Source organism: Lichenicola cladoniae (assembly GCF_013201075.1).
GTDB classification, from domain to species: Bacteria; Pseudomonadota; Alphaproteobacteria; order Acetobacterales; family Acetobacteraceae; genus Lichenicola; species Lichenicola cladoniae.
The window spans coordinates 4,666,388-4,679,732 of sequence record NZ_CP053708.1 but is presented as its reverse complement, the minus strand read 5'-3'; the positions used below and the strand labels follow the sequence as shown (position 1 = coordinate 4,679,732).

Genomic DNA, 13,345 nt, shown 5'->3' with positions numbered 1-13,345 from the left:
GACCCAGCACCATGACTTCCGACATCCTGCCGATCCGGCGCGCCCTACTTTCCGTTTCGGACAAGACCGGGCTGGTCGAACTGGCGAAGGCCCTGGCAGCACATGGCGCCGAACTGCTCTCGACCGGCGGCTCGGCCAAGGCGTTGCGCGATGCCGGCCTCACGGTGATCGAGGTGTCGGACCATACCGGCTTCCCGGAGATCCTGGACGGGCGGGTGAAAACCCTGGTGCCGCAGATCCATGGCGGCATCCTGGGCCGTCGCGACCTCCCCGAGCACGTGGCGCAGATGGATCAACACTCGATCGCGCCGATCGACCTGGTGTGCGTCAACCTCTACCCGTTCGAGGCGACCGTGGCGTCGGGTGCTGATGTCGCCGACTGCATCGAGAAGATCGATATCGGCGGCCCGGCGCTGATCCGCGCGGCCGCCAAGAACCATCCGCATGTCGCGATACTGACCGATCCCACGCAATATCAGGCACTGATCGACAGCGTGAAGACGTTGCGCGGCACCACCTTGGCCGATCGCCGTTCCTGGGCCGGCACCGCCTACGCCCGCACCGCGACGTATGATGCCGCCATCACCGCCTGGTTCAGCGCCGAGCGCGGCGACCTGTTGCCGGTACGCATGGTGGTTGGCGGCACCCGTGCCGAAGCGCTGCGCTACGGCGAGAACCCGCACCAGAAAGCAGCCTTCTACACCGACGGCAGCGGACGTCCCGGCATCGCCACCGCTACCCAGATCCAGGGCAAGGCGCTTTCCTACAACAACCTCAACGACACCGATGCCGCCTTCGAGGCCGTCGCCGAGTTCGAGCACCCGGCCGTGGTGATCGTGAAGCACGCCAATCCCTGCGGCGTCGCCACCGCCGCCGATCTCGAGACGGCCTGGGACCTGGCCCTGCGTTGCGACCCGGTTTCGGCATTCGGCGGGATCGTCGCGGTCAATCGCACCCTGGACGAGGCAGCCGCCCTGCGGATCGTCAAGATCTTCACCGAGGTGATCGTGGCGCCGGACGCCACCGACGCCGCCAGGCTGGTGCTGGCGGCCAAGAAGAACCTGCGGCTGCTGCTGACCGGTGCCATGCCGGACCCCTCGGCACCAGCGGTACAGATCAAGAGCGTGGCCGGCGGCTTCCTGGCCCAGACCCGCGACAATGGCAGTCCCGGCGACCTGAAGGTGGTGACTAGGCGGGCGCCGACGGATGCCGAGCTGGCCGATCTGATCATCGCGTTCCGCGTCGCCAAGCACGTGAAGTCGAATGCGATCGTCTACGTGAAGGACGGTGCGACCGTCGGGGTTGGTGCCGGCCAGATGAGCCGCGTGGACTCCGCCCGCATCGCCGCGTCGAAGAGTGCCGAGGCCGCCAAGGCAGCAGGGCTCGAAGGCCGGCTGACCGAGGGTAGCGTGGTCGCATCGGACGCCTTCTTCCCGTTCGTCGACGGACTCGAGATCGCGATCGAGGCCGGGGCCACCGCGGTGATCCAGCCGGGTGGCTCGATCCGCGATGCCGAGATCATCGCCGCCGCCGACAAGGCCGGCGTGGCGATGGTGTTTACCGGGATGCGTCACTTCCGCCATTGAGAGCGAGACCGTTCCGCTGCAAGCGTGCGATCGAGAACAGATCGCATTATTACAAGAGAAATCGTTTTTGCGAAGCAGTTGCAATGAGTTAACGTGACTTGAAAAGTTTGTCCGCAACGGCAATTACTTCGCTATGCGGAAATTCGATGATCTGACCGAAGGCGAGATTCTTGCTCTGGCAATTGCCAGCGAGGAAGAGGATGGGCGCGTCTACGCCGACTTCTCGCATCAGCTTCGCGCAAACTACCCCGACAGCGCGGGGATTTTTACCGAGATGGCCGTCGAGGAGCAGCAGCATCGGCAGCGGCTGATCGACCTGTATGCCAGCCGCTTCGGTGACCATATCCCGATGGTGCGACGGCAGGATGTCGCCGGCTTCGTCCAGCGCCGGGCACCGTGGCAGGTGCAGCGGCAAGGCATCGAGGCGATGCGCCGGCATGCGAGACAGATGGAACTCGATGCTGCCCGCTTCTATCGGCAGGCGGCAGGCCGCTCGTCCGATCCGGCGATCCGCAAGCTGCTGGGCGACCTGGCCATGGCCGAGGACGCCCATGAACAGGCGGCCGGTGCGATCGAGCTGAAGCGGCTTCCGGCCAGCAAGCGCGAAATCGAGGATGACGATGCGCGCCGGCGCTTCGTGCTGCAGGTGGTGCAGCCCGGCTTGGTCGGGCTCATGGACGGCTCGGTCTCGACGCTCGCGCCGGTGTTCGCGGCAGCGTTCGCGACGCACCTGCCGTGGAATGCTTTCCTGGTGGGTATCGCGGCCTCGGTCGGTGCCGGCATTTCGATGGGCTTTGCGGAGGCGTTGTCCGACGACGGCAAGCTCTCAGGGCGCGGCGCACCGCTACTGCGCGGGGTGATCTGCGGGCTGATGACCACGCTGGGCGGCATCGGCCATACGCTGCCGTTCCTGATCTCGAACTTCAACGATGCGCTCGCAGTCGCCGGTGTGGTGGTGGTGGTCGAGCTCGCGATCATTTCCTGGATCCGGTGGCGCTACCAGGACACGCCTTTCCTGTCGGCGGCGATCCAGATCCTGTTCGGCGGCGGCCTGGTCTTCGCGGCCGGGGTGCTGATCGGATCTGCCTGAGGCGTATCGTCAAGCATGCGCCGGCGGGATAGAAGGTGGTCCCATGCGCCGCTTCCTGCTCCCGACCTTGTTGCTGATCTCCTCCATGTCCGGTGCTGCGGGCGCGCTGGCCCAGACAGCCCGGCAGGCACAGCTCACCCCCGCCGACCTGGGATGGGTTGCCCGTATCCAGGATACCCTGAACGGCATCACCACCCTGAAGGGCCGGTTCCAGCAGCTCGCGCCGGATGGCCGGCGCAGCACCGGGATCGTTTGGCTGGACCGTCCCGGGCGGATGCGCTTTGCCTATGACAAGCCAAGTCCGTTGCTGCTGGTCGCGGGCAACGGGCGGCTCGTGTTCACCGACAGCGAGCTCAAGCAGACGACCGAGATCCCGCTCGACAAGACCCCGCTCGGGCTGCTCCTGCGCCCGAACCTGAGCCTTGCGGGCGACGTGACGGTGACCGCGTTCAGTCATGCGAACGGGATCGTGCAGGCGACCCTGGTGCGCACCGCGAGCCCCGGCGACGGCAGCCTGACGCTGGTGCTCGCCGACGCTCCGTTGTCGTTGAAGGCGTGGAGCGTGATCGACGCGCAGGGACGCGAGACGCAGATCGACCTGTTCGACCTGACTGTCGGCATGCCGATCGAGCAGAAGCTGTTCGATACCAAGGTCGAACCCTGACGGTTCCGTCCAGCCGGACCCCGGCCGGAACCGATATGCGACAACATCGTTATCTCGACGGGACTATTCCCGACCGGAGAGAACGATGGACAAGGATCGCGCTGGCGGCATCGGCCACCAGATCAAGGGGACCCTCAAGGAAGCCGCCGGCAAGGTGACCGGCAACGACAAGCTTGCAGCCGAAGGCAAGGTCGAGAAGGCCGGTGGCCACGTCCAGGAAGGTGTCGGCAAGGGCAAGGATGCCGTGCGGGACGTCCTAAAGGACTGATCCAACTCATAGTTTGTCCGAAGGCGCGACTGCTCCGGCGGTTGCGTCTTCGATATTCGGCACGTCCAGTGATAGGCTCCCTATATTAGAGAGCGTGCCCCAGGAGCTTATCGTGCCGTCATGACGTGCTTGTCACCGCCATCCAGGCAATCGATCCTGCCGATCATCTGGCTATCACTGCGCCATGCTGCAGGGTCTCGTTGATGTTCCAGATAGCTCTGGTCGGTGCGCGCATCTTCACCGGCGACACGACGCTGGTCGATCATGCCCTGCTGCTGGCAGACGACAGGATCATCGGCTTTGCGCCGATGGCATCACTGCCTCGTGACACGCGCATGCAGCGGCTCGAAGGCTTGCTGGTGCCAGGCTTCGTCGATGTGCAGGTCAATGGCGGCGGCGGCGTGCTGTTCAACGAGGATCCCAGCCCTGAAGGGCTGAACACGATCGCCTCCGCGCATGCAAGGCACGGATCGACAGCATTGCTGCCTACCTTCATCACGGATCGCCCGGATGCGATGAGGGCGGCGATCGGTGCGGTCCAGGCGGCGATCGAGGCTGGCACGCCGGGGATAGCCGGCCTGCATCTGGAAGGTCCGTTCCTTAGTCCGGCCCGCCGTGGTGCGCACGATCCGGCACTGATCCGCCCGATGGGCGAGGAGGACATGGTGCTGATCCTCGAGTCAGGGATCGAGCATCTTCTGCTCACGGTGGCACCTGAAATCGTATCGCCGGAACAGATCGAGCGGCTGGTACGTGCAGGCGTCACCGTAAGTCTCGGCCATAGCGATGCCGATGCGGATACCGTGTTTGCCGCAATCGACGCCGGCGCCACCGGCGTCACCCATCTTTTCAACGCCATGTCGCAGATGACCGGCCGCGCGCCGGGCCTGGTCGGTGCGGCGCTGGAACGCGGCGAGATCTGGGCCGGGCTGATTGCCGACCTGCACCATGTCGACCCGGTCATGCTGCGGATCGCCCTGGCGTCGAAGCGCCTGCCGGGGCGGCTGATGCTGGTGACGGACGCGATGCCGCTGGCCGGGATCGAGCTCGACGACGACGAGGACGAGTTCCTGCTGAACGGCCGTACCGTGCGTCGCGAGGATGGGCGGTTGACCCTGGCCGACGGGACCCTGGCCGGCTCGGACCTGACCATGGACCGCGCCGTCGCCCATGCCGCATTCGACCTGGACATCCCGGTCGAGGAAGCACTGCGCATGGCCAGCCTCTACCCGGCCAGGTTCATGCGCATGGAGCGGACGCATGGCCGGCTGGAAGCCGGGCGTGCTGCCGACCTGGTGCTGCTCGATAACGAGCTGACGTGCCAGCGCTGCTGGCGCCGTGGTGTCGAACTGCCTCAGCTCGTGGCGCCGGCATCGTCCTCCACCGGTTCTTCGGGCTCGTCGTCCGAAGAGGCTGCCAGTGCCGCAGCGTCTGCCGCCAGTTCCATTGCCCGCGCATAGACCACCCGGCGTGGCAGGCTCACCACCGCCGCCACCAGGGTCGCGGCATCCTTGACCGAGTGGGTGGCGAGTGCCGCCCGCAACCGTTCGTCGAGTCCGCCCGCATCGCCGGAATCCTCCGGTGCAGGCCCGATCAGGACGGTGATTTCGCCACGGGGCTGGTTGGTCGCGTAGTGCGCTGCCAGCACGTCCAGCGTGCCGCGCCGGACCTCCTCGAACCGCTTGGTCAACTCGCGGGCCACGGCGGCATCGCGTGTGCCGAACACGGCGTGCAGGTCGGCCAGCATCTCCGCCAGCCGGTGCGGCGCCTCGTGCCAGATCAGCGTTGCCGACAATCCTGCACGTTCCGCGGCCAGCAGCCGGCCGAACGTCTCGCGGCGGGCGGCGGAGCGTGGCGGCGAGAACCCCAAGAACAGGAACGGATGCGGCGGCAGGCCGGACAGGGTCAGCGCGGTGATCGCCGCGTTCACGCCGGGTGCCGCGGTGACATGGATGCCCTGCTCGATCGCCGCGCGGACCAGCCGGAAGCCCGGATCGGACACCAGCGGCGTGCCTGCGTCGGAGACCAGGGCGATACGCCGTCCGGCCCGGAGCATGTCCAGCAGGGCGGGAATGCGCTGCCGCTCATTGTGCTCATGCAACGCTTCGGTGCGAGCGGAGATATGCTTTGCAGAGAACAGCCGGGCGGTCGTCCGGGTGTCTTCGCACAGTACCAGGTCGGCCTGTTGCAGATACTCGATGGCGCGCTGGGTCATGTCGCCGAGGTTGCCGATCGGCGTGGACACGAGCACCAGTCCTCCGGCATCTCGTGCTACGCGGTCCGACACGTCGTCGGTCGGGTCCGGGACCGAAGCAGAAGGATCGAGTTCGGGTGAATCAGGGGGAAGGGATGACGAGTCTTCAGGCATCACGCCAGTGGGCGCGCCTCGATGCGCGGCGTCAACGCGAAGCAGGCACAGGATCGTCTCAAACAGGGCACTGGTGCTCGCCTGCCCGGATGCTCCGCCTGCCGCTCCTGGCCTCGACCCTGCTGGTGACCGCCTGCGCCAACATGTTCGGCTCCGGTGCTCCGGTTGCGCCGGTCATGCCCAGCGACCAGGCGACGCTGCAGTCCGATGTCACATCGGGTGCGATCGGCTTGCCGGCCCCGCCGGTGGTTCCGCCCAGTGGCCCCAAGGTCGGCATCCTGCTGCCGCTGAGCGGTCCGAACGGCGGCCTGGGCGAAGCCATGCTCCGCGCGGCCAAGCTGGCGCTTGCGGCGCCCGGATCGCCGATCCTGGATCCGCACGACACCGCCGGCCCGTCGGGTGCGGCCAATGCCACGACCGTGGCTATCAATGCCGGTGACCGCATCATCCTGGGACCGCTGACCTCCGCCGATACTGCCCAGGTCGCGCCGATCGCCGCCGCCGCCAACGTGCCGGTCCTGGCCTTTACCAGCGACGTGACCCAGTCGCATCCCGGGGTCTGGGTGATGGGTGTCACACCGGAGCAGCAGGTGCGCCGGCTGGTGTTCGCGGCCAAGCAGGAAGGCCGCACCCGCATCGCCGCCCTGCTGCCATCGAGCGCGCTCGGGGAGGCAATGGCCCAGGGCCTGACCCTCGCCTGTGCCGATGCCGGCCTGCCGCCGCCGACGATCCTGACCCATGCCGGGACCAACGAGAGCATCGATGCCACGATGAAACAGCTGTCCGACTTCGCGACCCGTCAGGGCGTGGTCGACCAGCAGCTGAAGGATGCCGCCGTGGCTGCCACGCCCGCGGCGCCCGCAGCCGCGTTACCGGGCCAGCAGGTCTGGCCGGCACCGGCCGCACCATTGTCCGGAATCTCGGCGACTGCCGCGACCACGCCAGCGGTCGTGGCTCCGGGACCCCCACTGCCTGCCCCCCCGTTCGACGCCTTGCTGCTGGGCGACACGGGTCTTCAGCTTCAGCAGGTGATCACGTCGCTGCACACGTCCGGGATAAATGCGGCGCAGGTGCGGATCATGGGTCCGCTCCTGTGGGGCGCCTTCGCGAGCAAGCTGCATGCGCTTGCCGGCGCCTGGTATGCGGGTCCGCAGCCGACGGCCCGCCTCGGTTTCGTCCAGCTGTATCAGGCTGCCTACCACCAGTCGCCGAAGCTGCTCACCGATATCCCGTATGACGCGGCCGCTTTGGCACGCAGCATCGCCTCGAAGAGCTACGATGTCGGCGACCTGACCCGGGCCGACGGCTTCGCCGGCGTGGACGGTGTGTTCACCCTGAAGCCCGACGGCCACGTCCATCGTGCCCTGGCCATTTTCCAGGTCCAGCCCGGCGGCGGCTCCACCATCGTCCAGCCCGCCCCAAGCACCCTCAACGACACAGGAAGCTGACCTGCTTCCTGTCGTCACCCCGAATAATGAGATCGTTGAGAATGCGTTGCGCCGAGTGAGAGCGCAGCGCCCGGCGTGACGGTCGAGAACCGGCGCGGAGCGGCCTTATTGGCCGTGAGCACCGGAAGCGGAGACCGTCGCGTCGGCTCGCCGGCGCAGTAGCATTGTCAACGATCTCAGGCGGCGGCGATGGCCGAGGGGGTCAGGACCGGCCGGATGCACGACAAGGCCGCCTCGAAGCTCGGGAAGCTGCCGAGGCGGTGATTGCGCACGTGATCGATCACCAGCCAGCGCATGCCGTCGGGACGAACCATGTAGGCCGGGTCGGCGTTTTCCCGGACCCAGACAAGCACGTGTTCCAGCACGACAGGCGCGTCGGTCAGGGTGCGCGGGGATACATCCACGTCGCAGAGACCCATCGAGGCACCAGCCTGTAGCCAGCGCATCAAATATTCCCGGTGACGTGGCAAGAAACGGAGCCGAAGAGAAACGATATTTGAGTCGACCGAGAAGTCACGAAGCAGCGCAGGCTTGGCCATTGATGAACCCTTAGCAGAGAGGCTCGCTATATCGTGAGGACGGTAACTGGCTCCACTTCACCTCGCCAACTGGATTCTGCTGAACGACCGGGTCTGGACCAGTGGTTTCTACTCTTCCAAAATCTTGTGTGATAAAAATGCAATGATCCGTTACGATGCTGACGGCTTTACTTCATGTGCCGTGTTAGCTTGATCAGCCAAGATCGAAATCGTCTACGTCGACGCCCTTGGTCCGGATCATCCGGTCGATCAATCCATCGCGTGCGGCCGGGTCCTGCCAGAGCAGAGACACGCCGGCAACGACGACCTCCCTGCGGAATGCCGTCGGCAGCCGCACCGCATCCTTGGGCGTCGTGACCAGGGTAGCGTCCAATCGTGCGGCGTCGCGTCGGAGTGCATCGAGCTCCCGGGCGCGGAAGCGATGATGATCGGAAAAGGCATGTGTGCCGGCCAGGCCGAGCCCGATCCGGTCCAGGGCATGGAAGAACTTCTCCGGCCTGCCGATGCCGGCGAACGCAAGCAATTTTCGTCCGCGAAGCGCCAGCGCCGCCTCGTCCATGACCAGCTCCGCATGCAGCACCATCAGGCCGGACGGCAGCCTGGCGCCGTCGCCGGTTTCGTCCGCGCCGATCATCACGGCCGCACCCGCCCGGGCAGCGGCGGTGCCGACCGGCTCGCGCAAGGGGCCGGCCGGCAGCAGCCTGCCATTGCCGAAGCCCGCGGCGCCATCGATCACCAGCAGCGGCCAATCCTGTATCAGGCCGGGATTCTGCAGCCCGTCATCCATCAGCAGGATCTGCGCGCCGGCTGCGATCGCGGCCTGCGCGCCGGCAGCACGATCCGCGGAGACCCAGCAGGGCGCCTGCCCCGCCAGCAGCAGCGCCTCGTCTCCGACCAGGGCGGCATCATGCCGACCTACGTCGACCCGCAGGACCGTCCGGCCGGCGCGTCCACCGTAGCCCCGGGTCAGGCAATGCACCGCGACGCCCCGTGCCTGCATCCGTGCCGCAAGGTCGAGGACCAGCGTGGTCTTGCCGGCACCGCCGACGCCGGCATTGCCGCAGCAGATCACCGGGACCGGGGCCGTCCAGCCGGGACGCCGCAGGCGGTGGGCAGTCATACGCTCGGTGATAGCCCCCAGTGGCCCGAGCAATGTCCCGGCCAGGCTCGGCCGGCGGGAAGACCAGAAGGCAGGGGACCGCACCGGGTTACGCCCGCCCGTCCGCGACCAGGCCGAGCAACCGGTGGGCCAGGCGCTCGGGCAGGCCGTTCGACGCGCCCGCCTGCTCCAGGGCTGCATCCGCCATGGCCTGAAGCTCTTCCGGCTGGGTCAGCATGCGGTCGACCCAGGCCTCCAGTCCGGCCTCGTCGGTCGTCGTGACGAGCGCCGCCGCGGCCTGCAGGCGGGTGACATCCTCGTTGAAATTCTGGGACAGCGGGCCGATCGCCATCGCGCAGCCGAGACGTGCCGGCTCCAGCGGGTTATGCCCGCCCCCCGGTGGCTTGACCGCCTCCAGGCTGTTGCCGATGAACACGATACCGACCAGCCTGTAGAGCAGCCCGAGCTCGCCCAGCGTGTCGCAGATCCAGATGCCGCATCCCGGGTCCGGATCCTGCCCGGCGGCTCGCCTGGGTGCATCCCCGAGTGCCGCGGCGATATCCGCTCCGCGCTCCGGATGACGAGGCGCCACCATGGTGAGCAGCGTTGGATGACGGGACACCAGCGACTGGTGGATGGCGCCGATCCGGGCTTCCTCGCCCTCGTGCGTGCTGGCGGCCAGCCAGACCGCACGGTCGCCAAGCAGGGCGCGCAGCCGGTCGAGCTCGGTCTCGTCCACCGGCAGGGCGCTGGCGGCCTGCTTGAGGTCGCCATCATGCTCCACATCGATAGCGCCTAGCGCGCGCAGCCGTTCGGCATCCTGCGGCGAGCGGGCGGTAATCCAGGCGAACGCGCCGAACAGCCGTCGCGCGACGAAGCCGGTCATTCCCCATGCCTTCGCGCTGCGGTCGGACATGCGGGCATTGAGCAACGCCAGCGGAATGGCGCGCCGGGCACATCCGACGATCAGGTTCGGCCACAGCTCGCTTTCCACCAGCGCCACCAGGTCCGGCCGCCAGTGATCGAGGAAACGGCCGATCCAGCGCGGCACGTCGAGCGGGACGAAGCGGTGCCGCACGCGTGCATCCAGCCCCTCCTCGGCCAGCCGCCGCACGGCCAGACGCTGCGCATTGACGGTGCCGGTGGTCAGCAGGATGTGCAGGTCCGGGTCGATCCGGCAGAGCGCGCCCAATAACGGGAATAGCGACAATGTTTCGCCGACGCTGGCCGCGTGCAGCCAGAGCAGCGTGCCGTCCGGTCGCGGCGATCGTTCGACGCCGGTGCGTTCCGCGATCCGTCCGGCGATCTCCTTACCCCGGCGCAGGCGGCGGCGCAGCAGCAGCCGCAAGCCCGGTGCCGCGACGCTGGCCGCACCGGCCCAGAGCGCGAACGGCAGGCCGAACCGGGGCGCGCTCATGCCCCACCCGCTTCAGCCTTGGCGGCCACGGCGTCCAGCGCCGCCGCAATCGCAGCCGATGCCGCCTCCCAGTCATGGCGCGGAACCGGGATCGGCGCGCCGCACACGATCCGCCCGCGTCCGAACGGCAACGGCAGCACCATCCGGTCCCAGGAGCGCAGCCGCCGCGACGGCCGGCAGGACGCCGCCGCCGGCACCACCGGAACACCGGACAAGGCCGCGAGCCGTGCCACGCCCGGCTGGACGATGCGGCGCGGGCCGCGCGGACCATCCGGGGTGATGGCCACCAGGCTGCCCGAGCGCAGCAGTCCGAGCAGGCTGCGCATTGCCGCAGCGCCGCCCTTGTCGCGTGAGGGGCCGGTATCGCCGGGCTTTGGTCGGTCGGACGATCCGGCGATGACCTGCACGTCCCATTTTCGCACGATGTCGGTCATCATGCGGCCATCGCGATGCCGGCTGATCAGCACGGTCATCCTGAGACCCGGGCTGGCCCGGTGCGCGTGCCACCAGAGGGCGGGCACCAGCGGCAGGAACTCGTGCCAGAACGCGACGATGGCGCTGCGTCCATCGACGCCCAGCATGTAAGGCCAGGCCTCGTCCGGTGCCTCGACGGTCCAGCGCGTGGTACGGAGTGCCACCACCAGGTACAGGCCGATCACCCTGGCCGACAGCATGCGCACGAACCGGCTGCGGATCAGGCGCTTCATCCTGCCGGCCGACCGCTCGTGCCCGGCAGAAACCCGATCGAGAACCACAACAGACCCATGGCCGCGCCGGTAGCACGACCCGGCCCGGGACGACAGCGGCCAGCAGGCGGACTAGCGCCCTGTCTGGCCCCGATGCCGGAGCAGATGGTCGGCCAGCACGCAGGCCAGCATGGCTTCGCCGACCGGCACGGCACGGATGCCGACGCAGGGGTCATGGCGGCCCTTGGTGGCCACATCCACCGCCTCGCCGTCGCGCGTGACCGAGGCCACCGCGGTCAGGATCGAACTGGTCGGCTTCACGGCGAACCGCGCGATGATCGGCTGGCCGGTCGAGATGCCGCCGAGGATACCGCCGGCATGGTTCGACTGGAACGCGATGCGGCCATCCTGCATCCTCATCGGGTCGGCATTCTCCTCGCCGCTGAGTGCCGCCGCGGCGAACCCGGCACCGATCTCCACGGCCTTGACCGCATTGATACCCATCAGGGCCGACGCCAGCTCCGCATCGAGCTTGGCGTAGATCGGCGCGCCCAGGCCGGCAGGCACGCCATCGGCCTCCAGGGAGATGATCGCGCCGGTCGAGGAGCCGCTCTTGCGCACCTGGTCGAGATAGCTCTCCCAGACCGGCACCATGTCGGCGTCGGGGCAGAAGAACGGGTTCTGCCCGACCTGGTCCCAATCCCAGCGGACCGGGTCGATCGCGTGCGGCCCGATCTGCACCAGCGCGCCGCGCACCCGGACCTGCGGCCCCATCACCCGTCGCGCCACCGCACCCGCCGCCACGCGCACGGCGGTCTCGCGCGCCGACGAACGGCCGCCGCCGCGCGGATCGCGCAATCCGTATTTCAGGTCGTAGGTGACGTCGGCGTGGCCGGGACGATAGCGATCGGCGATGTTGCCGTAGTCGCGGGAGCGCTGGTCGGTATTCTCGATCATGAGCGAGATCGGGGTGCCGGTGGTGAGCCCCTCGTAGGTGCCGGACAGGATCCTCACCGCATCCGGCTCCTGCCGCTGCGTGGTGAAGCGGGACTGGCCAGGCCGGCGCCGGTCCAGGAACGGCTGGATGTCGGCCTCGGTCAGCGCCAGCCCGGGCGGGCATCCGTCGATCACGCCGCCGATCGACGGCCCGTGGCTTTCGCCCCAGGTGGTGACGCGGAACAGATGGCCGAAGCTGTTATGCGACATGGTCGGCGTGTCCGGTCCGGGCCTCAGTCCGTGATGGCGGCGATATCCGGGGCGGCAGGGTTCTTCATGCCGACCAGGTGGTAGCCGCTGTCGACGTGGTGGATCTCGCCGGTGACGCCGCTGGACAGGTCCGACAGGAGGTAGAGCCCGGCGCCGCCGACCTCGTCGATGGTGACGTTGCGTTCGAGCGGCGCGTTGAGCTGGTTCCATTTCAGGATGTAGCGGAAGTCGCCGATCCCGCTCGCCGCCAGCGTCTTGATCGGCCCGGCCGAGATCGCGTTGACGCGGATGCCGTCGGAGCCGAGATCGGCCGCCATGTAGCGCACCGAGGCTTCGAGCGCCGCCTTGGCCACGCCCATCATGTTGTAGTGCGGCATCACCCGCTCGGCACCCAGGTAGGTCAGCGTCAGCATCGATCCACCGGCCCCCATCAGGGCGGCGGCGCGCCGGGCGACCGCGGTGAACGAGTAGCAGGAGATGTCGATCCCCTGCAGGAAGGCGTCCCGCGGCGTGTCGATGTAGCGGCCCCGCAGATACTGCTTGTCGGCCCAGCCGATCGCATGGACCAGGAAGTCGAGACCACCCCATTCGCTCTTGATCTGCGCGAAGGCGGCATCCATCGCAGCGTCGTCGGACACGTCGCAGGGCAGCACCAGCTTGGAGCCGATCCCGTCCGCCAGCGGCCGCACCCGTTTTTCGAGTGCCTCGCCCTGGAAGGTGAAGGCGAGCTCGGCGCCCTGTGCTGCACAGGCGGAGGCGATGCCCCATGCGATCGAGCGCTCGTTGGCGACGCCCATGATCAGTCCGCGCTTGCCCTGCATCAGGGTGCCACGGAGGGGAAGGTTGGCAGAGCCCTCTGGCATGGCGGTTTGATCCTGAAAAAATATCGGTCCAAATGTCATGGACCTGAAAGTCACCGGCCGGAACCTGGCGGCCGCACCACATACAGATTTGGTGGTCGCACACCGTTCCTT

13 protein-coding genes are annotated in these 13,345 nt (G+C 67.9%); 6 read left to right on the top strand and 7 right to left on the bottom strand.

From position 1 onward, the window contains the following. Window positions 1-11: 11 nt before the first annotated feature. The 5 genes from purH to nagA all read left to right on the top strand — a co-directional run bounded on the left by purH (window position 12) and on the right by nagA (window position 5,068). The gene (purH, locus tag HN018_RS21210) at window positions 12-1,586 is read left to right on the top strand and encodes a bifunctional phosphoribosylaminoimidazolecarboxamide formyltransferase/IMP cyclohydrolase (protein ID WP_171836947.1); all 1,575 of its coding nucleotides are present in this window, start codon (window positions 12-14) and stop codon (window positions 1,584-1,586) included. A 133-nt stretch (window positions 1,587-1,719) separates the two neighbouring features. Beyond that, the gene (gene mbfA / locus HN018_RS21205) at window positions 1,720-2,676 is read left to right on the top strand and encodes an iron exporter MbfA (RefSeq protein ID WP_171836948.1); all 957 of its coding nucleotides are present in this window, start codon (window positions 1,720-1,722) and stop codon (window positions 2,674-2,676) included. A 43-nt stretch (window positions 2,677-2,719) separates the two neighbouring features. Beyond that, window positions 2,720-3,340, top strand: a complete 621-nt coding sequence (locus HN018_RS21200) for a LolA family protein (protein WP_171836949.1) — start codon at window positions 2,720-2,722, stop codon at window positions 3,338-3,340. A gap of 85 nt (window positions 3,341-3,425) precedes the next feature. Beyond that, window positions 3,426-3,608 carry a CsbD family protein gene (locus tag HN018_RS21195; protein WP_171836950.1) on the top strand — a complete coding sequence of 61 codons (183 nt, stop codon included), beginning with the start codon at window positions 3,426-3,428 and terminating at the stop codon, window positions 3,606-3,608. A 203-nt stretch (window positions 3,609-3,811) separates the two neighbouring features. Further along, a complete protein-coding gene (nagA, locus tag HN018_RS21190; RefSeq protein WP_171836951.1) occupies window positions 3,812-5,068 on the top strand; it encodes an N-acetylglucosamine-6-phosphate deacetylase in 1,257 nt (418 codons plus the stop codon). On the opposite strand, the gene rsmI is transcribed toward nagA, so the two are convergent. Next, window positions 4,963-5,976: a 16S rRNA (cytidine(1402)-2'-O)-methyltransferase gene (gene rsmI, locus HN018_RS21185; protein WP_171837062.1), complete on the bottom strand. Its 1,014-nt coding sequence runs from the start codon at window positions 5,974-5,976 to the stop codon at window positions 4,963-4,965. The genes nagA and rsmI overlap by 106 nt on opposite strands. Here rsmI and HN018_RS21180 point away from each other — a divergent pair. Continuing rightward, the gene (locus HN018_RS21180) at window positions 5,958-7,424 is read left to right on the top strand and encodes a penicillin-binding protein activator (protein WP_239478882.1); all 1,467 of its coding nucleotides are present in this window, start codon (window positions 5,958-5,960) and stop codon (window positions 7,422-7,424) included. The genes rsmI and HN018_RS21180 overlap by 19 nt on opposite strands. Window positions 7,425-7,600: 176 nt before the next feature. On the opposite strand, the gene HN018_RS21175 is transcribed toward HN018_RS21180, so the two are convergent. The 6 genes from HN018_RS21175 to fabI all read right to left on the bottom strand — a co-directional run bounded on the left by HN018_RS21175 (window position 7,601) and on the right by fabI (window position 13,234). Beyond that, window positions 7,601-7,963 carry a hypothetical protein gene (locus tag HN018_RS21175; RefSeq protein WP_171836952.1) on the bottom strand — a complete coding sequence of 121 codons (363 nt, stop codon included), beginning with the start codon at window positions 7,961-7,963 and terminating at the stop codon, window positions 7,601-7,603. Between the two features lie 193 nt (window positions 7,964-8,156). Further along, a complete protein-coding gene (gene lpxK, locus HN018_RS21170) occupies window positions 8,157-9,167 on the bottom strand; it encodes a tetraacyldisaccharide 4'-kinase (RefSeq protein ID WP_408886735.1) in 1,011 nt (336 codons plus the stop codon). 4 nt (window positions 9,168-9,171) lie between these two features. Then, window positions 9,172-10,479, bottom strand: coding sequence for a 3-deoxy-D-manno-octulosonic acid transferase (locus HN018_RS21165; RefSeq protein WP_171836954.1), 1,308 nt, complete (start codon window positions 10,477-10,479; stop codon window positions 9,172-9,174). Further along, the gene (locus tag HN018_RS21160; RefSeq protein ID WP_171836955.1) at window positions 10,476-11,186 is read right to left on the bottom strand and encodes a lysophospholipid acyltransferase family protein; all 711 of its coding nucleotides are present in this window, start codon (window positions 11,184-11,186) and stop codon (window positions 10,476-10,478) included. The genes HN018_RS21165 and HN018_RS21160 overlap by 4 nt, the downstream gene beginning before the upstream one ends. A gap of 111 nt (window positions 11,187-11,297) precedes the next feature. Next, complete coding sequence (gene aroC, locus HN018_RS21155; protein ID WP_171836956.1) at window positions 11,298-12,371, bottom strand: chorismate synthase; 1,074 nt, start codon at window positions 12,369-12,371, stop codon at window positions 11,298-11,300. 23 nt (window positions 12,372-12,394) lie between these two features. After that, window positions 12,395-13,234 (bottom strand): enoyl-ACP reductase FabI, encoded by an 840-nt coding sequence (gene fabI / locus HN018_RS21150; protein ID WP_171836957.1) that lies wholly within the window; start codon window positions 13,232-13,234, stop codon window positions 12,395-12,397. Between the last annotated feature and the right edge of the window lie 111 nt (window positions 13,235-13,345).

What these genes read in the sequence shown, in the direction of transcription:
- purH (WP_171836947.1), top strand. Translation starts at nt 12, where the DNA reads ATGACTTCCGACATCCTGCCGATCCGGCGCGCCCTACTTTCCGTTTCG.
- mbfA (WP_171836948.1), top strand. Translation starts at nt 1,720, where the DNA reads ATGCGGAAATTCGATGATCTGACCGAAGGCGAGATTCTTGCTCTGGCA.
- HN018_RS21200 (WP_171836949.1), top strand. Translation starts at nt 2,720, where the DNA reads ATGCGCCGCTTCCTGCTCCCGACCTTGTTGCTGATCTCCTCCATGTCC.
- HN018_RS21195 (WP_171836950.1), top strand. Translation starts at nt 3,426, where the DNA reads ATGGACAAGGATCGCGCTGGCGGCATCGGCCACCAGATCAAGGGGACC.
- nagA (WP_171836951.1), top strand. Translation starts at nt 3,812, where the DNA reads ATGTTCCAGATAGCTCTGGTCGGTGCGCGCATCTTCACCGGCGACACG.
- HN018_RS21180 (WP_239478882.1), top strand. Translation starts at nt 5,958, where the DNA reads ATGACGAGTCTTCAGGCATCACGCCAGTGGGCGCGCCTCGATGCGCGG.
- rsmI (WP_171837062.1), bottom strand. Translation starts at nt 5,976, where the DNA reads ATGCCTGAAGACTCGTCATCCCTTCCCCCTGATTCACCCGAACTCGAT.
- HN018_RS21175 (WP_171836952.1), bottom strand. Translation starts at nt 7,963, where the DNA reads ATGGCCAAGCCTGCGCTGCTTCGTGACTTCTCGGTCGACTCAAATATC.
- HN018_RS21165 (WP_171836954.1), bottom strand. Translation starts at nt 10,479, where the DNA reads ATGAGCGCGCCCCGGTTCGGCCTGCCGTTCGCGCTCTGGGCCGGTGCG.
- HN018_RS21160 (WP_171836955.1), bottom strand. Translation starts at nt 11,186, where the DNA reads ATGAAGCGCCTGATCCGCAGCCGGTTCGTGCGCATGCTGTCGGCCAGG.
- aroC (WP_171836956.1), bottom strand. Translation starts at nt 12,371, where the DNA reads ATGTCGCATAACAGCTTCGGCCATCTGTTCCGCGTCACCACCTGGGGC.
- fabI (WP_171836957.1), bottom strand. Translation starts at nt 13,234, where the DNA reads ATGCCAGAGGGCTCTGCCAACCTTCCCCTCCGTGGCACCCTGATGCAG.